Annotated in this window: 30 protein-coding genes; 19 read left to right on the top strand and 11 right to left on the bottom strand. The window is 62.7% G+C overall.

Translation table 11 applies throughout. From position 1 onward, the window contains the following. Positions 1–5: 5 nt before the first annotated feature. Positions 6–737, bottom strand: coding sequence for an ABC transporter permease (locus tag INT29_RS01380; RefSeq protein ID WP_226830499.1), 732 nt, complete (start codon positions 735–737; stop codon positions 6–8). 14 nt (positions 738–751) lie between these two features. Beyond that, on the bottom strand, positions 752–1,678 hold the full coding sequence (locus INT29_RS01385) for an ABC transporter ATP-binding protein (protein WP_193070507.1): 927 nt from the start codon (positions 1,676–1,678) through the stop codon (positions 752–754). A 103-nt stretch (positions 1,679–1,781) separates the two neighbouring features. Here INT29_RS01385 and INT29_RS01390 point away from each other — a divergent pair, with 103 nt between their 5' ends. The 10 genes from INT29_RS01390 (at position 1,782) to INT29_RS01435 (ending at position 10,888) form a co-directional block, all read left to right on the top strand. Further along, entirely contained in the window at positions 1,782–2,501 is a 720-nt protein-coding gene (locus INT29_RS01390; protein WP_193070508.1) for a helix-turn-helix transcriptional regulator, read from the top strand. Then, complete coding sequence (gene sufB / locus INT29_RS01395) at positions 2,498–3,928, top strand: Fe-S cluster assembly protein SufB (RefSeq protein ID WP_101570259.1); 1,431 nt, start codon at positions 2,498–2,500, stop codon at positions 3,926–3,928. The genes INT29_RS01390 and sufB overlap by 4 nt, the downstream gene beginning before the upstream one ends. A gap of 36 nt (positions 3,929–3,964) precedes the next feature. Continuing rightward, complete coding sequence (gene sufD / locus INT29_RS01400; RefSeq protein ID WP_101570258.1) at positions 3,965–5,140, top strand: Fe-S cluster assembly protein SufD; 1,176 nt, start codon at positions 3,965–3,967, stop codon at positions 5,138–5,140. Next, positions 5,137–5,460 carry a non-heme iron oxygenase ferredoxin subunit gene (locus tag INT29_RS01405; protein ID WP_101570257.1) on the top strand — a complete coding sequence of 108 codons (324 nt, stop codon included), beginning with the start codon at positions 5,137–5,139 and terminating at the stop codon, positions 5,458–5,460. The genes sufD and INT29_RS01405 overlap by 4 nt, the downstream gene beginning before the upstream one ends. 51 nt (positions 5,461–5,511) lie before the next feature. Then, complete coding sequence (sufC, locus tag INT29_RS01410; protein WP_101570256.1) at positions 5,512–6,270, top strand: Fe-S cluster assembly ATPase SufC; 759 nt, start codon at positions 5,512–5,514, stop codon at positions 6,268–6,270. After that, the gene (locus INT29_RS01415; protein WP_193070509.1) at positions 6,270–7,520 is read left to right on the top strand and encodes a SufS family cysteine desulfurase; all 1,251 of its coding nucleotides are present in this window, start codon (positions 6,270–6,272) and stop codon (positions 7,518–7,520) included. The genes sufC and INT29_RS01415 overlap by 1 nt, the downstream gene beginning before the upstream one ends. A gap of 10 nt (positions 7,521–7,530) precedes the next feature. After that, positions 7,531–7,998 carry a Fe-S cluster assembly sulfur transfer protein SufU gene (gene sufU, locus INT29_RS01420; RefSeq protein ID WP_101570254.1) on the top strand — a complete coding sequence of 156 codons (468 nt, stop codon included), beginning with the start codon at positions 7,531–7,533 and terminating at the stop codon, positions 7,996–7,998. Positions 7,999–8,000: 2 nt separating this feature from the next. Continuing rightward, complete coding sequence (locus INT29_RS01425) at positions 8,001–8,336, top strand: metal-sulfur cluster assembly factor (protein WP_101570253.1); 336 nt, start codon at positions 8,001–8,003, stop codon at positions 8,334–8,336. A gap of 210 nt (positions 8,337–8,546) precedes the next feature. Beyond that, entirely contained in the window at positions 8,547–9,293 is a 747-nt protein-coding gene (locus INT29_RS01430; protein WP_193070510.1) for a ribonuclease H family protein, read from the top strand. Beyond that, positions 9,290–10,888, top strand: a complete 1,599-nt coding sequence (locus INT29_RS01435) for an ABC-F family ATP-binding cassette domain-containing protein (RefSeq protein ID WP_101570251.1) — start codon at positions 9,290–9,292, stop codon at positions 10,886–10,888. The genes INT29_RS01430 and INT29_RS01435 overlap by 4 nt, the downstream gene beginning before the upstream one ends. A gap of 82 nt (positions 10,889–10,970) precedes the next feature. Here the strand turns inward: INT29_RS01435 and INT29_RS01440 are convergent, their stop codons facing one another. From INT29_RS01440 to INT29_RS01450, 3 genes are read right to left on the bottom strand one after another with little or no spacing between them, the layout of a single operon-like run. Beyond that, complete coding sequence (locus INT29_RS01440) at positions 10,971–11,873, bottom strand: SURF1 family protein (protein WP_193070511.1); 903 nt, start codon at positions 11,871–11,873, stop codon at positions 10,971–10,973. Beyond that, on the bottom strand, positions 11,873–12,085 hold the full coding sequence (locus INT29_RS01445) for a hypothetical protein (RefSeq protein ID WP_193070512.1): 213 nt from the start codon (positions 12,083–12,085) through the stop codon (positions 11,873–11,875). Before INT29_RS01445 ends, INT29_RS01440 begins: the two co-directional genes overlap by 1 nt. Continuing rightward, positions 12,082–12,522, bottom strand: coding sequence for a DUF3099 domain-containing protein (locus tag INT29_RS01450; RefSeq protein WP_101570248.1), 441 nt, complete (start codon positions 12,520–12,522; stop codon positions 12,082–12,084). Before INT29_RS01450 ends, INT29_RS01445 begins: the two co-directional genes overlap by 4 nt. Positions 12,523–12,669: 147 nt before the next feature. Here INT29_RS01450 and INT29_RS01455 point away from each other — a divergent pair, with 147 nt between their 5' ends. From INT29_RS01455 to INT29_RS01465, 3 genes are all read left to right on the top strand, one after another. Further along, positions 12,670–13,380, top strand: a complete 711-nt coding sequence (locus tag INT29_RS01455) for a beta-ketoacyl-ACP reductase (protein WP_101570247.1) — start codon at positions 12,670–12,672, stop codon at positions 13,378–13,380. Positions 13,381–13,477: 97 nt separating this feature from the next. Further along, complete coding sequence (gene fabI / locus INT29_RS01460; RefSeq protein ID WP_101570246.1) at positions 13,478–14,236, top strand: enoyl-ACP reductase FabI; 759 nt, start codon at positions 13,478–13,480, stop codon at positions 14,234–14,236. 22 nt (positions 14,237–14,258) lie between these two features. Continuing rightward, on the top strand, positions 14,259–14,768 hold the full coding sequence (locus INT29_RS01465; RefSeq protein WP_226830500.1) for a SixA phosphatase family protein: 510 nt from the start codon (positions 14,259–14,261) through the stop codon (positions 14,766–14,768). Between the two features lie 63 nt (positions 14,769–14,831). Here the strand turns inward: INT29_RS01465 and serB are convergent, their stop codons facing one another. Together serB and INT29_RS01475 are read right to left on the bottom strand one after the other, a co-directional pair. Further along, a complete protein-coding gene (gene serB / locus INT29_RS01470) occupies positions 14,832–15,512 on the bottom strand; it encodes a phosphoserine phosphatase SerB (protein ID WP_319020812.1) in 681 nt (226 codons plus the stop codon). Next, a complete protein-coding gene (locus tag INT29_RS01475) occupies positions 15,509–16,243 on the bottom strand; it encodes a hypothetical protein (protein ID WP_193070513.1) in 735 nt (244 codons plus the stop codon). Before INT29_RS01475 ends, serB begins: the two co-directional genes overlap by 4 nt. A 44-nt stretch (positions 16,244–16,287) precedes the next feature. Here INT29_RS01475 and INT29_RS01480 point away from each other — a divergent pair, with 44 nt between their 5' ends. From INT29_RS01480 to INT29_RS01495, 4 genes are all read left to right on the top strand, one after another. Then, positions 16,288–17,073, top strand: coding sequence for an ABC transporter ATP-binding protein (locus INT29_RS01480; RefSeq protein ID WP_101570243.1), 786 nt, complete (start codon positions 16,288–16,290; stop codon positions 17,071–17,073). A gap of 20 nt (positions 17,074–17,093) precedes the next feature. After that, positions 17,094–17,906, top strand: coding sequence for a sulfite exporter TauE/SafE family protein (locus INT29_RS01485; protein WP_193070595.1), 813 nt, complete (start codon positions 17,094–17,096; stop codon positions 17,904–17,906). Between the two features lie 4 nt (positions 17,907–17,910). After that, the gene (locus tag INT29_RS01490) at positions 17,911–18,825 is read left to right on the top strand and encodes a TrmH family RNA methyltransferase (RefSeq protein WP_193070514.1); all 915 of its coding nucleotides are present in this window, start codon (positions 17,911–17,913) and stop codon (positions 18,823–18,825) included. Between the two features lie 164 nt (positions 18,826–18,989). After that, positions 18,990–19,760, top strand: coding sequence for a phosphatase (locus tag INT29_RS01495; protein WP_193070515.1), 771 nt, complete (start codon positions 18,990–18,992; stop codon positions 19,758–19,760). Positions 19,761–19,769: 9 nt separating this feature from the next. Here INT29_RS01495 and INT29_RS01500 read toward each other — a convergent pair whose 3' ends face one another. Beyond that, complete coding sequence (locus INT29_RS01500; RefSeq protein ID WP_101570240.1) at positions 19,770–20,321, bottom strand: YbaK/EbsC family protein; 552 nt, start codon at positions 20,319–20,321, stop codon at positions 19,770–19,772. A 176-nt stretch (positions 20,322–20,497) separates the two neighbouring features. Between INT29_RS01500 and INT29_RS01505 the strand changes: the two genes are divergently transcribed. Further along, a complete protein-coding gene (locus INT29_RS01505; protein ID WP_101570239.1) occupies positions 20,498–20,752 on the top strand; it encodes a type B 50S ribosomal protein L31 in 255 nt (84 codons plus the stop codon). Positions 20,753–20,869: 117 nt separating this feature from the next. Here the strand turns inward: INT29_RS01505 and INT29_RS01510 are convergent, their stop codons facing one another. Genes INT29_RS01510 through INT29_RS01520 form a run of 3 tightly spaced genes read right to left on the bottom strand, consistent with a single transcriptional unit; the run spans position 20,870 to position 22,974 of the window. Continuing rightward, positions 20,870–21,694 (bottom strand): PfkB family carbohydrate kinase, encoded by an 825-nt coding sequence (locus tag INT29_RS01510; protein WP_193070516.1) that lies wholly within the window; start codon positions 21,692–21,694, stop codon positions 20,870–20,872. Between the two features lie 44 nt (positions 21,695–21,738). Next, positions 21,739–22,203 carry a tRNA (cytidine(34)-2'-O)-methyltransferase gene (locus INT29_RS01515; protein ID WP_193070517.1) on the bottom strand — a complete coding sequence of 155 codons (465 nt, stop codon included), beginning with the start codon at positions 22,201–22,203 and terminating at the stop codon, positions 21,739–21,741. Positions 22,204–22,218: 15 nt separating this feature from the next. Next, positions 22,219–22,974 carry a class I SAM-dependent methyltransferase gene (locus tag INT29_RS01520; protein ID WP_193070518.1) on the bottom strand — a complete coding sequence of 252 codons (756 nt, stop codon included), beginning with the start codon at positions 22,972–22,974 and terminating at the stop codon, positions 22,219–22,221. A 284-nt stretch (positions 22,975–23,258) separates the two neighbouring features. Between INT29_RS01520 and INT29_RS01525 the strand changes: the two genes are divergently transcribed. After that, entirely contained in the window at positions 23,259–24,848 is a 1,590-nt protein-coding gene (locus tag INT29_RS01525) for an HNH endonuclease signature motif containing protein (RefSeq protein ID WP_193070519.1), read from the top strand. The last annotated feature ends 20 nt before the right edge of the window (positions 24,849–24,868 follow it).

Raw genomic sequence — 24,868 nt, forward strand, 5'->3', positions numbered from 1 at the left:
TCTCCTCATTCGAATCGGAACCACCTGCGTGCCGCAAGCGTTCCCACCAGCCCCCACACGAGGAGCACGATCAATGCTTTGATATCCATTCCCGCACCGCCGACGGCAGCGCGCATCGCATCGCCGAGGGCACCGGAAGGCAGATAGCCGACCACGGTGCCCCATTCTCCCGGGTGCGCGATGACGAGCCCGCCGACACCGGCCATAAGCACCCAGATCAGGTTCGCGCCTGCCAGAGTGGCCTCGGCGCGCACGGTTCCTGCCATGAGCAAGCCTAGAGACAGGAGTGCTGCGGTGCCAAGAACCGTGGCCAGGATCAGTGCGAGGACGTTCATGGGGCCGTCGAAGCCGAGGCCCAGAGCGATAGCGAAGGCAAGTATGAATTGGATGATGACAACGGCGATCACCGCTCCCAGCTTGCCCAGGATGAGACCGTTCGTGCCCAGCGGCGTCGTCGCCAGCTGGCGCAGGACCCCATAGCGGCGGTCGAAGGCAGTGGCGATCGCCTGACCGGTGAACGCGGTCGACGCCAGACACAGACTCAGTGCGCCGGGCAGTGCCACGGTCAGCGGGTCCGTTCCCTCTGCTACGATGCCCAGGCCGCGGAGCAGAGGAGTCTTCGCCAGGAATATGAGCATTCCCAGCGGCAGGATGAGTGAGAGCAGCAGCTGTTCGCCATTACGGAGGACGGAGATCGTCTCGAACTGCACCTGCGACATGACGCGTCTGGAACTCATTGCGTAATCCTGGCTCATCGCAGCGGCCTGCCAGTGAGTTCGAAGAACACATCAGCCAAGGACTGCGAATGCATGTCGATGTCCGTGATCGCCAGTCCCGCATCGGCAACTGCCGTACACAGGCCCGCGATCTGTGCACTGTTGAGGTCGCCGTCGGCGACGAAGGCCGGTCCCACCGCCGAGGTGGGGGCGATCGTGTTCATGGATGCGAGAAGTTCTCGTGGTGCCGGCTCCAGGAGCTGGCTGACGGTGATGACAAGTCGGCGACCGGCGGGGGAGGCATTGCGCAGCTCCTCGGGTGCACCCTGGGCGATGATGCGACCGCGATCGATGACGACGACCTCATCGGCGAGCTCTTCCGCCTCGGCGAGGTCATGGGTGGTCAGGACCACAGCCACCGAGGCGGCCGCGAGCTCCCGGATGAAATCGTGGACGACCGCCCTAGCCTGGGGATCAAGCCCCGCGCAGGGCTCATCGAGGAAGACGAGCCGGGGCCGACCGATCAGTGCGGCCGCCAGTGCCACGCGCTGCTTCTGGCCGCCGGAGAGGCGACGAATCGTGCGGGAGGAGAATTCGTGGATGCCCAACGGCTCGGCGAGTTCGTCGATGGTCAGCGGGTTGGGATAGAGCGAGGCGAGATGTCGCAGCACCTGGAGTGGTTTCGCGCTCATCGGCAGCCCGCCGTCTTGGAGCATGACACCGGCGAGCAGCGATGTGCGTCCATGTTCACGGTAGGGATCGTGGCCGAAGATCTCGACCTGGCCGGCATCGGGAGGCCTTGTGCCCACCGCCAGGGAGATCGTCGTCGACTTGCCAGCACCATTGGGGCCGAGCACACCGAGGATGGATCCGGTGGTGGCATCGAGGTCGATCCCGTCGACGACGTGGTGTGCGCCGTACGAGTAATGGAGACCACGGATAGTGAGGGCCGATTCTGACACCACACCATTCTACGACGCGTCGAATCGGCCTGTAGTTAGGCTCACCTAGTTTTACGAAACAAATTACGCAACAATAGTGTTGTGTTAGTCAAGGAGGTGGAGAATGGCTGCGAACGACACAGAAGATCGCCGTACCCGAGAGAAGGTATTTCGATCGGTGCTCGATGAAGGGCCGATCACTGCCTCGGCGTTGGCGAAAGGGCTTGACCTGACTCCGGCGGCGATTCGTCGTCATATGGATGCGCTGGCGGACGAGGGCTTCATCGAAGTCCGAGAGCTCGCTGGCAAGCAGGCAGGCCGTGGCAGACCGGCCAGACATTATGTGGTCACCTCGCGTGGTCACGGGTCGGTCAGTCACTCCTATGACCAGCTGGCAGTCGACATCCTGCGGTTTATGAAGGACCGAGTCGGTCCTGAAGCCGTTGAGGGTTTCACCGAGGACCTGGTTGCGAAACTCCGCGACCGCCTCGGCCCGGAGCTGGACCGACGGGGAGGCACCACCGTGGCTTCCCGCTCCCGGGGACTGGCTGCCGCATTGACCAAGGAAGGGTACGCCGCCTCAGCGACACCGGTGGCGGCCGGAACCCCTCTCGAAGCGATGCAGCTGTGTCAAGGGCATTGTCCGATCCAGGCAGTCGCCTCCGAGTTCCCCGAGATCTGCGAAGCAGAGCTCGCGATGTTCTCGGACTATCTGGGCGTCGATGTTCGTCGGCTGTCCTCACTGGCTCACGGCGACCATGTCTGCACCACCCACATTCCGACCTCGGAACTCACCAGACCACTCATCCACAGCAATGATCGACCTCAAGGAGGTTCACGATGACTGACACAGGCAATCGGATCATCGATGCTAACCCCGAGCTCAAAGACCTCGGGCAGTACGCATACGGTTGGCACGACAGCAACGACGCAGGCGAGTTCGCTGCGCGCGGTCTCTCGGAAGACGTCGTCCGCAACATCTCGAAGCTCAAGGACGAACCGGACTGGATGCTCCAGCGCCGCCTCAAGGCGCTGAAGCTGTTCGAGAAGAAGCCGATGCCCAGCTGGGGTGCTGACCTCACCGGCATCCACTTCGACGACATCAAGTACTTCGTCCGCTCGACAGAGGGCCAGGCTACGTCCTGGGAAGATCTGCCAGAGGACATCCGCAACACCTACGATCGCCTCGGCATCCCCGAAGCAGAGAAGCAGCGTCTCGTTGCCGGTGTGGCCGCCCAGTACGAGTCTGAGGTCGTCTACCACCAGATCAACGAAGAGCTCGAGAAGCAGGGCGTCATCTTCATGGACACCGACACCGGTCTCCGTGAGTACCCCGAGATCTTCGAAGAGTACTTCGGGTCGATCATCCCCTCCGGTGACAACAAGTTCTCGGCACTGAACACGGCAGTCTGGTCCGGCGGCTCCTTCGTTTACGTCCCCAAGGGCGTCCACGTCGAGATCCCCCTGCAGGCCTACTTCCGGATCAACACCGAGAACATGGGTCAGTTCGAGCGCACCCTCATCATCGCCGACGAAGGCTCGTCCGTGCACTACGTCGAGGGCTGCACCGCACCGATCTACAAGACCGACTCGCTGCACTCGGCGGTCGTCGAGATCGTGGCCAAGAAGGATGCGAAGGTCCGTTACACGACCATCCAGAACTGGTCGAACAACGTCTACAACCTCGTCACCAAGCGTGCCATCGCCGAAGAGGGCGCTTCCATGGAATGGGTCGATGGCAACATCGGCTCCAAGGTCACCATGAAATACCCGGCGATCTGGCTCACCGGTGAGCATGCACGCGGAGAGACCCTGTCCGTGGCATTCGCCGGCGAGGGCCAGCACCAGGACACCGGTGCCAAGATGGTCCACTCGGCTCCGAACACGCACTCCTCGATCGTGGCGAAGTCCGTGGCTCGCGGCGGCGGACGCTCCGGCTACCGTGGACTCGTCCACGTGCACCCTGGAGCCAAGGGCTCGTCGAACAATGTGCTCTGTGACGCGCTCCTGGTTGACAACATCTCCCGGTCGGACACCTACCCATACATCGACATCCGTGAGGACGACGTGACCCTCGGTCACGAGGCCACCGTGTCGAAGGTGAGTGAGGATCAGCTCTTCTACCTCATGAGCCGCGGCATGGAAGAGACCGAGGCCATGGCGATGATCGTGCGCGGGTTCGTCGAACCCATCGCACGTGAGCTGCCGATGGAATATGCCCTCGAGCTCAACCGCCTCATCGAAATCCAGATGGAAGGTGGCGTGGGCTGATCCAGCCTGCCACCGACTGCTTAAGGAGTTTTCTAAGTGACTGATACCACCAATCCGTTGGGCCTCGATGAGCACTCTCATGGCGCCGACGTTCATGTCCCCGATTCCAAGCGGGACGCACGCACACGCAGCTTCGATGTCGACGACTTTTCCGTCCCGAACGGACGCGAAGAGGAATGGCGCTTCTCACCGGTGCGCAAGCTCAGCGATTTCTTCACCGATGCTGCTTCCGGGGCGAAGCTGACCACGAAGGGCGAACTGCCAGAGGGGATCTCCGTTGAGGAGATCTCGCTGGAGGCCGCACAGGAGCTGGGCATCCTCGAGCCCGAGGACCGGGCCGCCGTAGTGGCAGCCAACCGTGCTCCCGCCGTGACCCACTACTCGGTTCCCGCCGGAACTGAGATCGATGGCGCTGTGATCATCCACGCCGACGGCACCGGCAACGACATCTCGCACGGGCATACCGTCGTCTCCGTCGGAGCGAACGCGAAGGCGACCATCGTCGTCGAACACGAAGGATCGGCTCGGTTCTCCGAGCTCGTGTCCCTCGTCATCGGTGATGGTGCAAACGTGACCTTTGTGTCCCTGCAGCTCTGGGATGACGAATCCCAGCACCTGGGCCAGCACGACGCGATCGTGGGCAAGGATGCGAAGTTCAAGCACATCGTCATCACCCTCGGCGGTGACATCGTGCGCCTGAACACGAACGTGCGCTACTCGGCAGCCGGGGGAGAGGCCGAACTGCTCGGACTCTACTTCGCCGATGCCGGTCAGCACCTCGAGCACCGCACCTACGTCGACCACAACACGCCTAAAGCAACGTCGAACGTCCACTACAAGGGCGCTCTTCAGGGCAAGGACGCACGCAGCGTCTGGATCGGCGATGTGCTCATCCGCCCCGAGGCCCTCGACATCGACACCTACGAGCTCAACCGCAACCTCATCCTCTCCGATGGGGCACGTGCTGACTCGGTGCCGAACCTGGAGATCGAGACCGGCGACATCGCCGGTGCCGGACACGCCTCCTCGACCGGCCGTTTCGACGAAGAGCACCTGTTCTACCTGATGAGTCGCGGCATCCCCGAGGAAGTCGCCCGTCAGCTCGTGGTCCGCGGATTCTTCAACGAAGTGATCCAGAAGATCCAGGTGCCCGAGATCGAAGAAGTCCTCAATGAGCGAATCGAGGAAGAACTCTCCCGGAGCGTTCTGTGACCATGATCGACGTTGCGGCCGCCTCCGAGGTGGCCGCGGGCGCGACGATGCGAATCGAAGTGGACAACTACGAGATCTGCATCGCCCGCGACTCCGACGGCACGATCCATGCCATCGACGATGTCTGCACCCACGGCGAAGTGTCGCTGGCCGAGGGCGAAGTGGAGGGCTGCGCCATCGAATGTTGGCTCCACGGCTCCCAGTTCGACCTCACCACCGGCCGACCACTGAGCCCACCGGCCTTCGAGCCCGTCGCAGTCTATGACTGCAAGGAGATCGCAGGCCGCATCCTGCTTGACCCGAGCACAGTGCTCAATTGACCAGCACGCTCAACTGATCACCACGCTTACCCTGAACTGAAAAGGATTGACATGTCCATTCTGAAGATCACCGACCTGCACGTCAGCGTCGAAACCGAAACCGGTCCCAAGCCGATCCTCAACGGCATCAACTTGGAGATCAACTCCAACGAGACCCACGCCATCATGGGCCCCAACGGCTCCGGCAAGTCGACTCTGGCCTACTCCCTGGCCGGTCACCCGAAGTACAAGGTGACCTCCGGCGAGGTCACCCTCGACGGAGAAGACGTCCTCGCGATGTCCGTCGACGAGCGCGCTAAGCACGGACTCTTCCTCGCCATGCAGTACCCCGTCGAGGTCCCCGGCGTGACCGTGACGAATTTCCTGCGCTCGGCCAAGACCGCCATCGACGGTGAAGCTCCGAAGCTGCGTCACTGGACGAAGGACCTCAAGTCCGCGATGGAGAAGCTGCGCGTGGATCCCGAGTTCGCCAGCCGCAACGTCAACGAAGGATTCTCCGGCGGCGAGAAGAAGCGCCACGAGATCTTGCAGATGGAGATGCTCAAGCCCAAGTTCTCCGTTCTCGACGAGACCGACTCCGGTCTCGACGTCGATGCCCTGCGCATCGTCTCCGAGGGCATCAACCGGGTGCGCGAAACGACGGATGTCGGCGTTCTCCTCATCACCCACTACACCCGCATTCTCAGCTACGTCAAGCCCGATCACGTCCACGTGATCATCAAGGGCAAGGTTGCTGAAGAAGGCGGACCAGAGCTGGCCGAGCGCCTCGAGAACGAAGGCTACGACCGCTTCCTGCAGGCCCCAGCCTGATGTTCTCTCGCCTGCGGAACGACTTCCCGATCCTGGACACCAGGATCGGGAAGTCGTCCCTGAGCTATCTCGACTCGGGCGCGACTTCCCAGAAGCCGCAGTGCGTCATCGACACGTTCACCGAGTACTACTCGCAGCGCAATGCCGCCGTCCACCGTGGAGCTCATTCGCTCGCGGTGATGGCCACCGACGCATTCGAGGCAGGCCGGGAAGCAGTGGCGAACCTCGTCGGCGGAACACCGGAACAGGTGATCTGGACGAAGAACGCCACCGAGGCACTCAATGTGGTCGCGCTGGGCATCGACCGAGCCAGCCATGGCTTCGGGGGACAGGCCGCACAGCGTTTCGCAGTGGGACCCGGTGACTCCATCGTCGTGACCGAGATGGAACACCACGCGAACCTCGTCCCCTGGCAGCAGCTGGCACAGTCCACTGGCGCCCAACTCCGTTGGCTTCCGGTCACGGATTCCGGGGAACTCGACCTCAGCAACCTGGATTCCATCGTCGACGAGACCACCAAGGTCTTCGCCTTCACCCACGTGTCGAATGTGCTCGGCACCATCAACCCGGTCGACACGCTCGTCGCTCGGGCCCGGCAGGTCGGAGCGCTCGTCGTTCTCGACGCCTGCCAATCCGTCCCGCACATGCCCGTGAACTTCGTCGACCTCGACGTCGACTTCGCCGCCTTCTCCGCACACAAGGCGCTGGGACCCACCGGTCTCGGCACCCTGTGGGGCAGATCGGAGCTGCTGAATTCACTGCCGCCCGTGCTGACCGGCGGTTCCATGATCACCACGGTGACCATGGAAGGGTCAGAATTCATGGATGCTCCGCAGCGTTTCGAGGCGGGCACACAACCTGTGGCCGAGGTCGCGGCATTTACCACCGCGGTCAATTACCTTGCCGAGGTGGGCCTGCAGAATATCTTCGATCATGAGCGCGAACTCGCCACCGTACTGCTCGATGGAATCGCCGAGATCCCCGGTATCACGGTTCTCGGGTCCGCCGAGAACAGGATCGGGACTGTGGCCTTCGACGTCGACGGAGTCCACGCCCACGATGTGGGTCAGTACCTCGACTCCCAAGGAGTCGCAGTGCGGGTCGGGCATCATTGCGCGCAGCCTCTGCACCGACGCTTCGGCGTCACTGCCACGACACGGGCGAGCACCTACCTGTACAACAACACCGAGGACTGCGAACAGTTTCTGCACGCCCTGGGCGAAGTCCGCGGCTTCTTCGGAGTCGAGTGAGGGACGTTTCATGAGCACTCAGATGCAACAGCTCTACCAACAGGTCATCCTCGATCATTCCCGGGAGCGTGCTGGCAACTCCGACTTACTCGGCGACAGTGCTGCTGGGGCACACGGCTCCTCGCACCAGATCAACCCCACCTGTGGCGACGAGATCGAACTCGAGACCGAGATCGGCGAAGACGGCGGAATCGCCGTGCGCTGGACCGGTGACGGATGCTCGATCTCCATGGCCTCGGCCTCTGTTCTGACAGAGCTTGCTGCGGAGAACAGTGTCGAGGGCATGCTCGACATCGAAGCGAAATTCCACGAACTCATGCACTCTCGTGGAACAATGGCGGGAGATGAGGAAATACTCGGCGACGCTGCGGTGTTTTCCGGAGTGTCCAAGTTTCCGGCCAGGATCAAGTGCGCGCTCCTGTCCTGGGTCGCGTTCAAGGACGCACTCAACCAAGCCCAAACGTCTCTGAAGGAGTAAGAATGCCCGAAGTGATAGACGCACCGCAGAATGCCAGCATCGACGAGGTGCGCGAAGCGATGATGGACGTCATGGATCCTGAGCTCGGCGTCAACATCGTCGACCTCGGACTCGTCTACGGACTCTCCGTCGAAGACGACGGCACCGCCGTTGTCGAAATGACACTGACGTCTGCGGCCTGCCCGCTGACCGATGTAATCGAAGACCAGACCGCTCAGTGCCTCGAGGGCATCGTGCCGGCCTACCGGATCAACTGGGTCTGGATGCCGCCGTGGGGTCCCGACAAGATCACCGAGGACGGACGCGAACAGATGCGTGCCCTGGGCTTCAACATCTGAGCTTCTGATTGCTGCCGACGTCCCCGCGGGGACGTCACACCCTCACCTCGCCGAGGTGGGAGCGCCGATTCCGGTGCCCCCACCTCGGCGATGTTCATGACGGGGTCCCTCGCCTGCGGGACCGTAGGGGGTTGTGGAGATCACCTGCCCTGAATGCAGGGGCTCACGCTCGGCATGAAAGAATGAAAGCCGACTTTCCTAGGAGAACCATTGACGATCATCGCGGCCGCAGACGGGTCAGCCCTCGGCAACCCCGGACCCGCAGGCTGGGCCTGGTACGTCAACGACGACTGTTGGCACGCCGGCGGGTGGAAAGAGTCGACGAACAACCGTGGTGAACTCATGGCCGTCCTCGACCTCCTGAACTCCACAGCGGAAGCGGATGAGGACCTCAAAGTCTTCTGCGACTCCAAGTACGTCATCAATGCACTCACGAAGTGGATGCCCGGCTGGAAGCGCAAGGGGTGGAAGAAGGCTGACGGCAAGGATGTGCTGAACAAGGACCTCCTCGAACAGCTCGACTCCGCGCTCAAGGGCCGCGAGGTCGAATTCGAATGGGTCAAGGGCCACTCCAACCACGCCATGAACGAAGCGGCAGACGACCGCGCGCGGGCCGCAGCCACCTCGTATCAGAAGAACACCTCGGTGCCGGCCGGACCCGGATACGTCCCCGTGGGGACGTCGGAGTCGATCACCGCGCCCTCCGCACCAGTGTGTTCCGCACCCGCGGCACTGATCGCGGAAGACGACCGGAACGGCGTAAAGGACCGGGCCGCCGAAGGGAGCCGAGACGCCGAGGCTCCGTCAGCCGAGGGTTCGGCGGCGGCGACCACGCTCGTCTCCTGTCGAGTACCCACCTACATTGCAGACGAACTCGTCAAGCGGGCACAGTCTCAGGGAATCCACCCGCAAGAATTCTTGGCCGATATCATCGGTCGCAGTTTGGAGAATGAATGATTCAGGCATCCGACCTCGAAGTCAACGTCGGCGCCCGTACGCTGATGTCCGAGGTCTCCTTCCGCGTTGATAAGGGCGACCGGGTCGGCCTCGTCGGACGCAACGGGGCGGGCAAGACCACCCTGACGAAGGTGATCATGGGTGGCCACAGCGCCGCGAAGGGCAGCGTGTCCGTGTCCGGGTCGGTGGGCTACCTGCCTCAGGATCCCCGCAGCGGTGACCCACAAGCCACCGGCATGGAGCGGATCCTCTCTGCTCGCGAGCTCGACGTTCTCGTCAAGCGTCTGCGCAAGGCAGAGAACCAGATGGCCTCTCCTGACGAGAATGTTTCGACGAAGGCTCTCGATCGCTACCCGCGCATCGAAGCCGCATTCATGGCTGCCGGCGGCTACTCGGCGGAGTCTGAGGCCTACGCGATCGCTGCCAACCTCGGCCTCGACGAAGATCTCATCAACCAGGAGATCGGCACCCTCTCGGGTGGTCAGAGGCGCCGTGTGGAACTTGCCCGCATCCTCTTCTCGGCCCCGGACACGATGATCCTCGATGAGCCGACGAACCACCTCGACGCGGAATCCGTGTTGTGGCTGCGCGACTACCTCAAGGGCTACTCCGGCGGGCTCATCATCATCAGTCACGACCTCGACCTCATCGACGAAGTCGTCAACAAGGTGTTCTTCCTCGACGCGACCCGGCAGACGATCGACATCTACTCGATGGGCTACCGCCTCTACCTCAAGCAGCGCGAAGACGACGAACGTCGACGCCGTCGTGAGCGCGCCAATGCCGAGAAGAAGGCGTCTGCCCTGCACGCCCAGGCGAACAAGATGATGGCGAAGGCGACGAAGACCGTGGCCGCCCAGCAGATGGCCAAGCGCGCCGACCGTCTGCTGTCGGGACTCGATGCCGAACGCAGTTCAGAGAAGGTCGCAAACCTGCGGTTCCCAGCCCCAGCCGACTGTGGACGGGTGCCACTGACGGCGGAGGGACTATCTCGCAGCTTCGGGTCTACAGAGGTCTTCACCGGCGTCGACCTGGCTATCGACAAAGGCTCACGTGTGGTCATCCTCGGCTACAACGGTGCAGGTAAGACAACGCTGCTGCGCCTGCTGGCCGGTCTCGACGAACCCGACTCGGGTGAGGTCGTCCCCGGCTTCGGTCTTAAGCTCGGCTACTACGCGCAGGAACATGAGACGCTCGACCTGGACCGCAGCGTGCTGGAGAACATGAAGCGCAATTCTCCGCACCTCGATGACACCGCTGTGCGCAATGTGCTCGGTTCGTTCCTGTTCTCCGGCGATGACGTGCACAAGCCTTCGAAGGTGCTCTCCGGTGGTGAGAAGACTCGTCTGGCGCTTGCCACTCTCGTGGTCTCCAGCGCCAACGTCCTCCTCCTCGATGAGCCGACGAACAACCTTGACCCGGCCTCTCGTGAGGAGATCCTCTCGGCGATTCGCCGCTATGAGGGCGCCATCATCCTCGTCACACACGATGAGGGCGCGGTCTCCGCGCTCGACCCCGATCGTGTGCTGCTGCTTCCAGATGGCGACGAAGATCTGTGGAACGACACCTACCTGGACCTCGTCACGCTGGCCTGACACGGAATCAACTGGCCTGACGTTGAATGTCGCGGCCCCCTGACCATTGCGCTCAGGGGGCCGTTTTCATGTGATTCCTCGCTCAGCTGTGCCTGAACCGGTCCTCGATGAACGCGTCTTCTTCAGCCTCATCGTGACCGTAGATCTTCGCCGATCCCAAGCGGTTGCGCCCGTAGCGGTTGCCGGGTTGGGAGATCTTCGCACCCGCACCCAGAGCCGCCTTGTCGACCACGACGTACTCGACGTCGCCGGTGAATTTCTGGGCCGCCTCGGCGTCGGCTCGTCGTTCTCTCCTGGCGGAGATCGACACGGCGATGATTATCATGATGCCGAAGGTGAACCACTGGAGCATGTAGGACAGGTGGTTGCCCGGATCGAGGTCGGGTGCGGGCAGAGGCATCAGGCCGTTCTCGTCGGGCTGGCCGCTCCCGGTGTGCACGGCCTCCGCATAGATGTTCTCGTACGCTGAGTCCATGCCCGGGATGCGGGCGGGATCGATCGCCTTGATCAGCCCGTCCGGATTGTTGTCCTTGGATCCGTCTTGAGCAGGTTGCAGGCGGGCTTTGATGGTCTGTTCTCCGGTGGGGGCCGGCGGGGCATCTTCGGGTTCGGAGACCCAGCCCCGCACGATTGCGATCGTTTCTCCGGTTGTGAGTTCGAAGGGAACGACGGCGTAGAAGCCCACCTTGTCATTGACCGTGCGGTTGCGAGCGAAGACGGTATCGGATTCCAGATAGTGGCCGGTCAGGGACACCTGACGCCACTCATCGTCCTCATCGAGGTGCGCCGAGGTGGAGCCCAGGATGCTCGTGATGTCGACTGGTGCGGACGAATAGTTCGCATTGACCGTGGCGATCTCGTGTTGCCTCTGGTCCTGACGGTCCTTCTGCCACAGGGCCAGGAAGACGCAGGCGATGACGACGATGATCGTCATGGCGATGTACTTCAGCCAGCGTGCGCTGAAGAGGAAGGAATAGCGAGACATCAACCGGCATCCTCCGGGATGTCGTTGATGTCAACGTCGCTGATGTAGAAGCTGCGCAGGGTGAGGAACTCACGCAGATAGTCGAGATGTTCATCACACGCCAGCCAGGTCTTGCGGCGTTTGGGCATGTGCAGGCTGGGATTGTTCCACAGGATTGCGCGGGTGGCATCTGCCCGGCATGCCTTCGCCGAGCACTGGAGCTTCTCGGTCAAGTCTCATCACCTCGAGTCGGGTCTGCATGTGGTGTTTCATCGGCTGACCCGGTCTCTTTGGCTGACGCAGCGTCATCGGCCTCACCGGGAATCGTGTCCCCAGGGATCGTCTCCCCGGAGATCGTGTCACTGGAGATGGTCTCTCCGGTTGCCGGCGGCAGCTCGGGCATCGGTGCCCCGTCAAGCAGTGCGGCGGCGTCATCGTTGGTACGTTCCCGGCCGGCGTTGGCGAAGATCACGGCAGGGTAGGGGAGGATGACAGCACCGCCGACGCAGATCCACATCAGCACCGTCAGATCCGCCCGGAACATGAAATAGGCGGCCACGAAGCAGAACGTTCGAATCCCCATGGTGATCGAATATTTGATGATCCGCGACTTCATGTCGTCATCAAGGGCGGTGTCTGCCGTGGTGATCTGCTGCGGGTGCTTAGACATAACCTTCTTCGCTCGATTACTCCTACAAAATCATACTCTTCGTTTGTGTGAGTCGTATCGACACCCGTCGGTTCACGATAGGTTAGTGACGGTAAGTTTGATCTCAAGAGTCGATCAATCTGTATTGTCCACCAACAGGAGAGATTCGTGTCAGAACCACGCATAGTCCTCGTGACCGGAGGAAACCGCGGAATCGGCCGCACCATCGCCGAGGAATTCCTCGCTCAGGGCGACAAAGTCGCCGTAACCTCCCGCAACGGAGACGCACCCGAAGGTGCTCTGGCCGTGTCCGCAGACGTCACCGATACAGCTTCCCTCGATGCGGCCTTCGCAGAGATCGAAGAGAAGCTGGGCCCTGTCGAGGTGGTCGTGGCCAACGCCGGCATCACCCGCGACAATCTGCTCATGCGCATGAGCGATGAGGAGTTCGAAGCGGTCGTCGACACCAACCTCACCGGAACCTTCCGCACCATCAAGCGTGCCATCACCGGAATGATCCGGGCGAAGAAGGGCCGCATCGTGCTCATCTCCTCCGTGTCCGGACTCTACGGAGTCCCCGGTCAGGCGAACTATTCGGCGTCTAAGGCCGGACTTGTCGGTCTGGCCCGCTCGGTCACCCGTGAGCTGGGATCGCGCGGCATCACCGCCAATGTCGTTGCCCCGGGCTTCATCCGCACAGACATGACGGATGAGCTGCCGGAGAAGCAGCAGAAGGAATACCTCGCGACGATTCCCGCGAAGCGATTCGCCGAGGCGAGCGAGGTCGCGAAGGTCGTGCGCTGGGTGTCCTCGGACGAGGCCGCATACATCTCCGGTGCCGTCATTCCCGTCGACGGCGGACTGGGGATGGGGCACTGAGCCCCGTCAACATCTAGACTTCACACCAAGGACGGCGCCTCCAAAGGCGTCGACGACAACGATTTCACCCACGTTTGAACAGTTTGAAAGGACCACAATGGGAATTCTTGACGGAAAGCGCATCCTCGTCACCGGCGTTCTGACCGAGGCATCCATCGCCTTCGCAGCCGCCCGCATCGCTCAGGAGCAGGGTGCCGAAGTCATCCTCTCCAGCTTCGGCCGCCAGATGAAGATCACCCAGGTGATATCCGAACGTCTGCCCGAGCCCACCAAGGTCATCGAACTCGATGCCACCAACGAAGAGGACCTCGCGGCACTGCCCGAGCGCCTCGAAGGCAACATCGACGGCATCGTCCACGCCATCGCCTTCGCCCCTAAGGACGCGCTCGGCGGCGTGTTCCTCGACACCCCCTGGGACTCCGTGTCCGCAGCGATCCAGGTCTCCGCGTTCTCGCTCAAGGCCATCACGGTCGCCGCGAAGCCCGTGCTCAACGAGGGAGCCGGTGTTGTCGGACTGACCTTCGACGCGACCATCTCCTGGCCGGTCTACGACTGGATGGGTGTGGCCAAGGCCGCCTTCGAGTCAACTGCCCGTTACCTCGCGAAGTACGTCGGCGAGGACGGAATCCGCGTCAATCTCGTCTCGGCCGGACCGCTGAAGACCACCGCCGCCACCTCGATCCCCGGCTTCGGAACGCTTGAAGACATGTGGGGCGACCGCGCACCGCTGGGCTGGGACCAGAAGGACACCACCCCTGCGGGCAAGGCGATCGTCGCCCTGCTCTCCGACTGGTTCCCCGCCACCACCGGCGAAATGGTCCACGTCGACGGCGGATTCCACTCCACCGGCGCCTGAGCCACCCACCGAACCGGAGACGATGACGATGCCTGTGCTCATTCTCGCCCGCCATGCGAAGGCCGAGGCCGAGGGCCCGACGGACTTCGAACGCTCGTTGAGTGCCAACGGTCTGGCTCAAGCTGTCGAAGCCGGAGCCGAGATCGCCGAGCGCTGGTCACCAGACGTGGCCATCGCCTCGGCGGCCAGGCGCACCGTCCAGACGGGACAGGCCGTGGTCGAAGCCGTCAACCGGCACAACGGGGAACCCGAAACGGGTGTCGGCCTCGAACTGCGCCAGGACGAGTCCCTCTACAACGGAGGAGTCGATGACTGGGTCGACGCGATCAACTCGATCCCGGCCGATTCTCAGTGCGCCTATATCGTGGGCCATCAGCCCACCGTCGCCGAGGTGCTCGGCCACCTGAGCCCCGCCACCGGGGTTCCGGATGCGTTCCGTCCCTCCTCGCTCGCGATCTTCGACCTCGAGAGCTGGGACGTCGAGCCTGGGAACTACCCCGCACCCGAACTGCGGGTCTTCCTCGGCGTGTGAACGCCTACACAGGCGAAGAACCAGGTGCCCCAACGAGATTCAGGCACCTGGTTCTTTTTCACATCACACCTGAGCGCGTTCCTCGATGAGGGTCAGCACCTCACGCAGATCACGCTTGTTCACCGCAGCGTCGGCGGCGGCCACGAGGGCCGGCTTCGCACAGAAGGCCACACCCAGACCCGCCGCCTGGATCATTCCGATGTCGTTGGCGCCGTCGCCGATGGCCACGGTTCGTCTCGGATCGCAGTCATATTTTTGTGCGAGCTGTCCGAAGATCTCGGCCTTCGCACTCGGATCGATGACCCGACCGCTTGTGGCTCCGGTCAACCGGCCGTCCTCGGACTCGAGTCCGTTGGCAAACACCTCGGTGATGCCCAGGCTCTTGGCAACAGGGGCGATGATCTGAGTGAAGCCGCCGGAGACCAAGGCGACGACGCCACCGTCGGACTGGACGGCGGCCACCACTTCCCGAGCGCCCTGGGTCAGCGTGATCTGTGCGCGCACCTCGTCGAGAACGGTCACCGGCAGGCCGTTGAGCAGGGCCACTCTCTCGGCCAGGGAAGCGGCGAAGTCCAACTGGCCGGCCATGGCACGTTCCGTGATGTCGGCCACCTGGTCGCCGACATTCGCGTGGACGGCGATGAGGTCGATGACCTCCTCGTTGATGAACGTCGAATCGACGTCCATGACCAGCAGCTGGATTGAGTTCTCTGGCATCGGGGTTGCGGAGTCTGAGTCATTCACCCCTTCATCGTAGCGACAGCCATGATGTAGTCGGCGGCCGCGGGGTGAAGGCGTGAGAGCAGATCGCCGAAGGCTGGTGGCGCCACTGTGGCCGGAGCCAGCACAGTGCGCATCCTCTGGTGGATGTCGAGGGCGGCATAGATGGCGCGAGCGTCGGCGACGGACGGAATGAGCCTCGAGATCGGGTGGTGCATGCTCAGCTCCTCCTGCCAATCCCGCCACGGCCCCTCCCTCCAGTCGGCCGGAACCTCGATCGTTTCGATGAGGTTCAGACCCTCCATGACGAGCAGCCGCAGGCGGCGCAGCGCCTCGGCGGGTGTTCCTACCGTGACCGGGCGAAAGACCGTGTTCCGGCAGGCGATGATTTCAACGTTCGCCTCGGCGCCGAGGAGGGCCACCGCAACCTGGTGGGAGCCGGAATGGAGGACGATCGGGGCACTGTGGCGACCGACCCTGAGCCGGTCGACCTTGTCCACGGGAGGCGTCGTATGCGGCAGTGAAGGATGGTGCAGGGCCAGCCGGGCATGCGTGATCCCGGCCGCCGCAGCCTCGGCGGTGAAGAGCAGCAGTCCGGTCGGTGGCGAGGTGCCGAAAACTTCGTCGGCGACGATGAGAGGGACATCACGATCGTCGTCGAGAAAGGCGGCACTGACCTCGTCTGGGGCGAGGCTGGAGTGCAGGCGATGGTTCATCGCCAGGGTCAGCAGCAGTGAGTCGGTAGTCAAGTCCATGTCGAACCAGAATAGACGCCGAGCCTGCGATAGAGTTGGCTGATATGAGTGATGTCCTGACTTTGGATTCTGTTTCCGTGCGCCGAGGAGCCAATTTCCTCCTCCAAGATTTTTCCCTGACCGTCTCCGAAGGTGAGCATTGGGCCGTCCTCGGACCCAACGGCGCCGGGAAGACGACGCTGCTGGAATTGGCCGCAGGACGAATGCACCCGACGACCGGTTCCGTCGGAATCCTCGAGGAGCGCCTCGGGCGCGTCGACGTCTTCGAGCTGCGTCCGCGCATCGGCTATGCTTCGACGGCCCTGGCCAACCGCATTCCTCTGTCCGAGGCTGTCCTCGACACGGTCCTGACCGCCGCCTACGGCGTCACCGGTCGTTGGGTCGAGGAATACGAAACCGATGACATCGAACGGGCCAAGGACCTCCTCGGAGCGTTCAACATCAGCCACCTGGCAGATCGCACCTTCGGCACCCTGTCAGAGGGCGAGCGCAAGCGTGTGCAGATCGCACGTGCGCTGATGACGGACCCTGAGCTGCTGCTCCTCGACGAGCCCGCTTCTGGGCTCGACCTAGGCGGACGTGAAGAGCTCTTGGCAGCACTGACGGAGATTCTGTCCTCGAAATGGGCCCCGGCGACGATCATGGTCACCCACCACGTCGAGGAGATCCCTGTCGGCATCACGCACGTGCTGCTGCTGGCCGAGGGCACTGATATGGCTGCCGGGCCCATCGATGAGACCCTGACGGCCGACAACCTCTCTGCGACCTTCGGTATCGACGTCAAGCTCACCCGCGACGGGCAGCGTTTCCACGCCCGATCCCAGTACTGAGCATGGACCCAGTTCTCGGAATGGAACTGTGGCAGATTGCGCTGATCGTCCTCGCCGGAATCGCCGCGGGCGGAATCAACGCCGTCGTCGGCTCCGGCACTCTCATCACCTTCCCGGTACTCGTGGCTTTCGGTGTGCCACCGGTCGTGTCGACGATGAGCAACGCGGTCGGACTTATCCCCGGCAATATTGCCTCGTCCTTCGGCTATCGGGAAGAGCTGAAGGGCCAATGGCGGCGGATCCTAGGCTTCGTGCCTGCTTCCATCCTGGGCTCGCTGACCGGTGCTTATCTGCTGCTCCACCTGCCCGAAGACGCCTTCGAGACGATCGTCCCGGTCCTCCTCGTCGTGGCCCTCATCATGGTCGTGGGTCAGCCTGCACTCTCCCGCCACCTCAAAAACCGTTCCGTGCGCCGCGCCGAAAAGGCGGGCAAGGAGCATGTGCCGGCCTCGGTCGGTGACACGCTGACCACCGGCCGCTATATCCTCGTCCTGGTCGTCGTCTTCCTCACCGCGATCTACGGGGGCTACTTCGCCGCCGCCCAGGGGATCATCCTGATCGCTCTGCTCGGCCTCCTCCTCCCCGATGACCTGCAGCGTCTCAACGGACTGAAGAACGTCTTGGTCCTCGTCGTCAACACGGTCTCGGCCAGCACCTACATCATCGTCGGCCACGACCGGATCAACTGGATCGCCGTCATCTGCATCGCCATCGGCTCCCTCATCGGCGGCTACTTCGGTGCCAGGGTGGGACGGAAATTCTCGCCCGTCCTGCTGCGCTCCGTCATCGTCATCCTCGGACTCGTCGCCATCTGGCGCATCCTCACCCTGTGATCGTATGAATACACCGGCCAAGGCACCACTGACACAGCAACAGGTCATCGACCGTGCCGCCGAACTCGGCATCACTGCCGAGCGTCTACGGTTCTTCGATGAGGGAACGGTGGCCACCGACAATGCCACAGGCGCTGGGGCCTCTCCGGCCGACCTCCACGACTACACTCAGCTGACCGATGTCGGCCTGCGCAGTGTTCGCGAACCGGCCGAGGGCCTGTTCATCGCCGAATCCTCGAAGATCATCCGCCGTGCCCACGCCGCAGGCATGGTTCCCCGGTCGTACCTGACCAGCCCCAAATGGCTCTTCGACCTAGCCGACCTCATCGCCGCCAATGATGCTCCGATCTTCATCGGCACCGATGCCGCAGTCGAATCCCTCACCGGCTTCCACCTTCACCGAGGTGCTCTGGCCGCGATGCACCGACCGCAGCTTCCCAGCGTCGCCGAGCTCGTGACCGATGCTCAGCGCATCGTCGTCATCGAGGACGTCGTCGACCACACGAACATCGGCGCCATCTTTCGGTCAGCCGCAGCCTTCGGCGTCGATGCCGTCCTGGTGACGCCCAGGTGCGCCGACCCGCTCTACCGTCGTTCGATTCGTGTCTCCATGGGCACCGTGTTCCAGGTCCCATGGACTCGGATCGAGTCCTGGCCGGCAGGGGTTGATGCCCTGCGTGAGCTCGGTTTCCACGTCGCTGCGCTGGCTCTCGAACAGGATTCTGTGGCCATCCGCGATTTCGCCGCCGACGCTCCCGAACGCACCGCGATCGTCTTCGGCACCGAGGGTGACGGTCTGCGCCGATCGACGATTGCCGCCTGCGATTCGACTGTCATGATCCCGATGTCTGGGGGAGTCGACTCACTCAACGTCGCAGCCGCCTCGGCGGTGGCCTGCTTCGCCCTGCAGGAAGACTGACCTCGTGTCAGAGGTCCACAAGGCAGCAACTTGCCACGCTGTAGGGCAGAGACGTGAAGACTATCGGCAAGCACGCAGCCAATGCATTACGCGAAGAGTTTGCCGATGCATCAGTTGTCGCAAAATCTGCGACAACTGCAGCACCTGAGACTGAGAGGACCACAGTGGATCGCACCACACTCGCCCACACCCTGGAAGCAGCTCGCATCACCGGTGAGGTGGGGACACCCCGAGAGAACAACCTCTCACACATCCATCGTTTCCTGGCACAGGAGAAGCAGTTCGACTTCGGCGTCGATCTGACCCGAGACTGGGACTATGACTCCGTGTTCTCGCTTATGGTCGACCGGTGCGGGCTGCGCCCGGAACCCGATTTCGTCGAGGGCATCGACACGATTTCGACGCAACGCTGCATCGACGCACTCGAACAGTTAGCCACCGCCATCGGCGCGGTCACCCGAGCTGGGGGAGAGATCCTCTTCGCCACCGGCCACCCGGCCGGGCTGCTTCCTGTGCACATGGCGATGGCCGCCGCAGCCGAGTCCCACGGTGCGCGGATCACGCACCAGGCCAACGCCGTTGACGTCCCGGGCATCGGCGGCGACTGCCGACAGATCAACCGTGTGTGGACCTGGCATCAGCATGGCGGGACCCCGCACACACACCTCGCCGAACCCATGCATGCACTGCTTGACGACATCACCCGCCGAGGCGGCCAGACCCCAGATCTGATCGTGGCCGATCATGGGTGGGCCGGTGCGGCCTCGAGCCGTGGGCTGCGCACGTTGGGCTATGCCGACTGCAACGATCCGGCACTCTTCGTCGCTGAGGCTCAAGGAGCCATCGAGGTCACCGTTCCCCTCGATGACGACGTCGTGCCCTACCTCTACGAACCGCTCATCTCCTATGTCCTCGACAAGGCAGGACTGAGCTGACCGAGGACCTCAGTCGATCTCGTTTGCGAGCCCCTCGACCACCTCGGCAGTGGGAAGCGATGCCAGCGCCGCGCCGGAGAGCATGAGTTTGGAACCACGGATCCCCGAACCGATGATGAGCTCGTCGGCCTCGGCCACACGTGAGTCGATGAGGATCCGGTAGTCGGCAGGCAGACCGATGGGTCCGATGCCGCCGTACTCCATCCCCGATTCGCCGACCGCGCGATCCATGGGCAGGAACGAGGCCTTGCGCACGTCGAGGAGCTTCTTCACCCGCTTGTTCACATCGGCACGGGTATTGGCGAGGACCATGCAGGCAGCGATTCGTTCCTCACCGGAGCGCGCACCGGCCACGAGAACACAGTTAGCCGAGGTTTCGGGTCCGAGACCGGTGGCATCGAGCAGGGCCGCTGTGTCTGCGATCTGCGGATCGATGGCGAACGCATCGACGTCGCCGGTGATCGAAGAGATCGCCTCGGCGGTGGATGCGGCCATGAGTTCGGGAGCAGATGCTGCGGGCGTGAGGTCGAATTGCGCGGAAATGCGTTCCTTGGTGTTCATGGCCACAGTTTAGGAGACAGTGCGGGAATCGCTTTGAGCCAGTCCATCAGATAGACTGAGCTGTCGCTTCGTGTCCGGTTCCTACGGTTCGAGGCGTGTCCAGCAGACGAATTCGGGCACTGGCGGATGGGTCGACCCATACCAGGCGCCTGAGCGGATTCAGCAAAGGTAAGAATATGAAAAAGGACATCCACCCGGAATACGCACCGATCGTGTTCAACGATCTGTCGTCGGGAACCAAGATCTTGACCCGTTCGACCGCGAAGAGCGACAAGACGATCGAATTCGAAGACGGCAACACCTACCCCGTCATCGACGTTGAGATCTCGAGCGCATCGCACCCGTTCTACACCGGAAAGCAGCGCATCCTCGACTCCGCAGGCCGCGTCGAGAAGTTCAAGGATCGCTACAAGGGCTTCGGCAAGCGCTGAACCCCAGTCGGTTTCGGCCGACCCGACGGTTCCGACCGTCATGCATGACTTATGCGAACTGCCCCGCACGCCTGAGATGGTGTGCGGGGCAGTTCCTTTTCTATCTGCTTTGGAGCCTCAGTCCACGCTGACGCGGATATCGGGCGAGGGCTGGGTGCGAGCCGCCGGATGGAACAGCGAGGCCACGCCGGTGGCATTGTCGAGGCAGTTCGCGATGCCGTGGGCGACTTTCTCCTTCGCTGAGACGACCGCGTCCTCGATGCTGAGACCGGTGGCGATGCCAGCGGCGATGGAGGAGGCGAATGAACAGCCTGCACCGTTGACGAGTTTCTCATTGACCTTGCGTGAGCGCAGCGTCGTGACCTTCTGACCGTCGAAGAGGATGTCGATCGCGTCGTCACCGGCCAGGCGCGCACCGCCCTTGACGACGACGTTATTAGCACCCTGACCGTGGATGATCTTCGCGGCCTCGATCATGCCCTCAACCGAATCGATCGGATCGAGGCCGGCCAACGTTGCGGCCTCCTCGAGGTTCGGGGTGATGACGGTGGCCAAGGGCACGAGGTTGTCGACGAAGAGATCCTTGAGATCGACCATGGTGCCCGCGCCCTTGCACACGAGGACAGGGTCGAAGACATAGGGCAGCTCGTTCGTCTTGAGCTTTTCGGCCAGCACGAATGCCGAGTCCACGGACCCGAGCATGCCCGACTTGATCGCGTCGAACTTGTGCACCGCCAAGGTCGATTCGAGCTGCCTGGTCACCACCTCGGGGTCGATGAATTCGACGACGTGGCTGAAGCCATCGGCCGGATCGAAGGTGACGATGCAGGTCACGGCGGCGGTGCCGAATGCGCCGTATTCTTCGAACATCTTCAGGTCGGCTTCGAGCCCAGCTCCGCCTGAGACATCGGAACCGGCGATTGTGAGCACTTTGGAAGTCATGGTGGTCCTTTCGAAATTACTGTCGGGCAGAAGTCTACGCGCGTTCAGGCCCCCGCGTATCCCTGTTGCCGCCAGGCCTCATAGATTGCAATCGATGCGGAATTGGCGAGGTTGAGCGAACGCCTGGAAGGCAGCATCGGGATGCGCACGGACAGATCCACATGCTCATCCTCGACGACGGAATCGGGCAGACCCGTCGACTCCTGACCGAAGAGGAGGACATCACCATCACGGTAGCCCACCTCGGCGAAGGACTGATCCGTATGGGTGGTGAACGCGATGACCCGACGCTCGCCGAGGTGGTTCCACAGATCCGTCAAAGACGTATGGACCGTGACGTGGGCAAGATCGTGATAATCCAGTCCCGCACGACGCAGCTTCGCATCGGAGAGGTCGAAGCCAAGAGGTTCGACGAGATGGAGGTGGGCACCCGTGACCGCGGCCAGGCGAATGGCATTGCCGGTGTTGCCGGGGATCTCGGGCGTGTGGAAGACGATGTCGATGTTCATATGACACCTATTTTGTCACTGTTCGGCCGTTGCCCGTTCCCCGGGTGCAGTCGTGGTGGTTGTGGTGGCCTCCAGGCGGACGAGCAGATAGCCCTGCCGTGTCCTCTCCGGAAACTGGCCGGCCAGGTCCGGCTCGCGTTCGAGCCGAGTCGCGGGTGCGAACCCATGTTTGTGAAGAAACGTGAGAACCTGATCGATCGAGCGGCGGTGGAAGTCGAGATCGACGTCGAAGCCGGCCGCCTCGGACTGGTGGTCGATACGGTCGCCGAGCTGGAAGGCCAGCTGGAACCATCCACCCGGCCGCAGCACTCGAGCAGCCTCGGAGAAGACGGTGTCCAGGGACGCATCGGGAACATGGATGATGGAGTACCACGCGACGAGTCCGGAAAAGCTGTTGTCCTCATAGGGCAGTGCCGTCATCGATCCGGTGGTGAAATCGAGATTCGGGTAGAGACGAGATGCCAGGGCAATCATGGCGGGAGAGAGGTCGAGGCCGGAGGGGGCCAGACCCGAGGCGGCAAGGAAAGCTGTGATCCGCCCTGGGCCGCACCCGATCTCAAGGGCCTTGGGTTTCCCGGTGGAGAGCACGAGTTCGGAGAAGGCTGCGAGGACGGCACGATCGTGTGGCTTGGCTGTGAGCTCGGCGGCGATCCAGTCCGTATAGGTCTCAGCGATCGCATCGTAGGAGGCCCGAGTGGCTGCCTCTCTGGCTGATTCCCGCGCCCCTTCCACGGGGAGTTCTGCCGCGTCATCGGTCGTCCCATCGTTCATGAACTCAGCCTACGGTGTGAGGTTCGGATTCAGCGTCGGCGTCCCCGCGGGGACGCTTTGGTGATGGTGCGATTCCACGTGTATAGAACAAAGAGAGCTCCGTATAGTACACATGGATCTTTACGGCGAATCCGATTCGAAAGCAGATCATTCATTCACTCGACTGGATCATTACGATTCCGATCTTATGTCAGTGGCGCCTCGTATGGTGAAAGCACGGTTCGAGGTCATGGGGACTCACGAACCGAACGGCCGCAGAGGTCGAAAGGGGAAAGGTGGGAACCATGGTCGAGAACACGGCTGCAGATCCGTTTGCGGACTATCCGGATCCATTCGCAAGGTCGGAGCTGCTCACAGCGATGAGTGTCGATCCTGATGACTACGGCGGAGATTCGAAGGCGCAGTCGGATACCGCCGAGTCTCTGCAGACCGAGTCAAGTGCCGACGTGGGCGCTGGCGCGAGGCTGGGTGATCTCACGTCCGAAGAGCTGGTTGCCGACATCCAGCGCAACATCTCGTGCATCGCGTTCTGCCATGCCCGTGTCATTGCGCTCATCGACGAGGTCGAGCGCAGAGGCTTGTGGGCGCAGTGGGTGGGCGTGACGTCGCTGCCCCAGTGGGTCATGCACATTGCGGCGGTGAGCGCACACACTGCACGGGAATACGTCCGAGTGATGATGGCGCTGCGCGAAATGCCGAAGGTGAAGAAGAGCCTGGGGGAGGGCAACGTCAGCTTTTCCAAGGTGCGTGAGGTCACCAGGCTGGTGGGGAGGATCCCCGATGAAGAGGCGCTGCGACTGGCCGATGTCTCCACCGGAAGCCAGATCGGAGTGATCGCTCGCAACTACCTCCAACTGTCCGGCGGGAACGAGGACGGGGAAGCTCCCTGCGCCCTTCCGAGCGACAGCGTGAGTATGCGGACCATCGGGCCTGGACGGACTCGCATCACGATCGATCTGGGCGAGGATGAGGCCGCGGAGTTCTCCTCGATGCTCGACGCCGCTCGGCATGTTCTCGAACAGCCGTCCTCTGCGGATGACGCCGGCGGCGAAGGGCAGGAGGATGAGTCATCGTATGAGCCGATCTCGCAGGTCATGTGCCTGATGGAGATCGTGCATGCGTTTCCGCAGGCAGCGTCGCCTGGAACCGTTGACGTTGACCGCGCCCGCATGCTCGTCCATGCCTCCGCCGAGGTGGTGACCCGATCCGGCTCCCGTGCCGAAGCCCTCGACGACGTCCCCGCGGGGACGTCTGCGGATCAAAAGACAGACCTGACCTGTCGAATCGATGGCTTCGGCGGCATCACCTCGGCGACGGCGGAACGGCTGAGCTGCGAAGCTCTGATCAGCGGAACGATCAAGGACGCCGATGGAGACGTACTCATGCTCGGACGGTCGAAGAGGCTGGTGAGCAGGCGCCAACGCCTGGCGTTGAGCGCACGGGACATGGGATGCCAGTTCCCCGGCTGCCGTGCCCGCCGAAGGTGCGACGCACACCACATCCGCCCCTGGTCACAGGGCGGAGCGACGGACCTGGACAATCTCATCCTGCTCTGCCGCACCCACCACACGGCGGTGCACAGATATGAGTTGAATATCTCACGGACCTCAGCTCCCTTCGCCGGAACTCTGGGCGGGCAGGCGGCATTCGCCTTCTTCCTGCCCGGCGGTTCGCAGCTGCTTCCGCTTGAAGAGGGGAAGCGCGGGCGCATCGTCTTCGACACGGCACGGCTGGTCAAGGTCGCCGAGGAGGCGGTCGCGGAAGCGGATCCGAGGACCGTCGGCGGCGGGTACGGCTTCAGCCTGGACTATTGCATTGCGTGGATGTTCGAGGCGGAATGGAGACACGCCCGGGCGAACAATGTCGCTGCGTAAATCTTGCCTATTTAGAACAC

Origin of the sequence: Brevibacterium sp. FME37, from assembly GCF_014897485.1 — a bacterium.
Lineage (GTDB): Bacteria > Actinomycetota > Actinomycetes > Actinomycetales > Brevibacteriaceae > Brevibacterium.

What these genes read in the sequence shown, in the direction of transcription:
- INT29_RS01380 (WP_226830499.1), bottom strand. Translation starts at nt 737, where the DNA reads ATGAGTTCCAGACGCGTCATGTCGCAGGTGCAGTTCGAGACGATCTCC.
- INT29_RS01390 (WP_193070508.1), top strand. Translation starts at nt 1,782, where the DNA reads ATGGCTGCGAACGACACAGAAGATCGCCGTACCCGAGAGAAGGTATTT.
- sufB (WP_101570259.1), top strand. Translation starts at nt 2,498, where the DNA reads ATGACTGACACAGGCAATCGGATCATCGATGCTAACCCCGAGCTCAAA.
- sufC (WP_101570256.1), top strand. Translation starts at nt 5,512, where the DNA reads ATGTCCATTCTGAAGATCACCGACCTGCACGTCAGCGTCGAAACCGAA.
- INT29_RS01415 (WP_193070509.1), top strand. Translation starts at nt 6,270, where the DNA reads ATGTTCTCTCGCCTGCGGAACGACTTCCCGATCCTGGACACCAGGATC.
- sufU (WP_101570254.1), top strand. Translation starts at nt 7,531, where the DNA reads ATGAGCACTCAGATGCAACAGCTCTACCAACAGGTCATCCTCGATCAT.
- INT29_RS01425 (WP_101570253.1), top strand. Translation starts at nt 8,001, where the DNA reads ATGCCCGAAGTGATAGACGCACCGCAGAATGCCAGCATCGACGAGGTG.
- INT29_RS01435 (WP_101570251.1), top strand. Translation starts at nt 9,290, where the DNA reads ATGATTCAGGCATCCGACCTCGAAGTCAACGTCGGCGCCCGTACGCTG.
- INT29_RS01440 (WP_193070511.1), bottom strand. Translation starts at nt 11,873, where the DNA reads ATGTCTCGCTATTCCTTCCTCTTCAGCGCACGCTGGCTGAAGTACATC.
- INT29_RS01450 (WP_101570248.1), bottom strand. Translation starts at nt 12,522, where the DNA reads ATGTCTAAGCACCCGCAGCAGATCACCACGGCAGACACCGCCCTTGAT.
- fabI (WP_101570246.1), top strand. Translation starts at nt 13,478, where the DNA reads ATGGGAATTCTTGACGGAAAGCGCATCCTCGTCACCGGCGTTCTGACC.
- INT29_RS01465 (WP_226830500.1), top strand. Translation starts at nt 14,259, where the DNA reads ATGACGATGCCTGTGCTCATTCTCGCCCGCCATGCGAAGGCCGAGGCC.
- INT29_RS01475 (WP_193070513.1), bottom strand. Translation starts at nt 16,243, where the DNA reads ATGGACTTGACTACCGACTCACTGCTGCTGACCCTGGCGATGAACCAT.
- INT29_RS01480 (WP_101570243.1), top strand. Translation starts at nt 16,288, where the DNA reads ATGAGTGATGTCCTGACTTTGGATTCTGTTTCCGTGCGCCGAGGAGCC.
- INT29_RS01485 (WP_193070595.1), top strand. Translation starts at nt 17,094, where the DNA reads ATGGAACTGTGGCAGATTGCGCTGATCGTCCTCGCCGGAATCGCCGCG.
- INT29_RS01490 (WP_193070514.1), top strand. Translation starts at nt 17,911, where the DNA reads ATGAATACACCGGCCAAGGCACCACTGACACAGCAACAGGTCATCGAC.
- INT29_RS01500 (WP_101570240.1), bottom strand. Translation starts at nt 20,321, where the DNA reads ATGAACACCAAGGAACGCATTTCCGCGCAATTCGACCTCACGCCCGCA.
- INT29_RS01505 (WP_101570239.1), top strand. Translation starts at nt 20,498, where the DNA reads ATGAAAAAGGACATCCACCCGGAATACGCACCGATCGTGTTCAACGAT.
- INT29_RS01510 (WP_193070516.1), bottom strand. Translation starts at nt 21,694, where the DNA reads ATGACTTCCAAAGTGCTCACAATCGCCGGTTCCGATGTCTCAGGCGGA.
- INT29_RS01515 (WP_193070517.1), bottom strand. Translation starts at nt 22,203, where the DNA reads ATGAACATCGACATCGTCTTCCACACGCCCGAGATCCCCGGCAACACC.
- INT29_RS01520 (WP_193070518.1), bottom strand. Translation starts at nt 22,974, where the DNA reads ATGAACGATGGGACGACCGATGACGCGGCAGAACTCCCCGTGGAAGGG.
- INT29_RS01525 (WP_193070519.1), top strand. Translation starts at nt 23,259, where the DNA reads ATGGTCGAGAACACGGCTGCAGATCCGTTTGCGGACTATCCGGATCCA.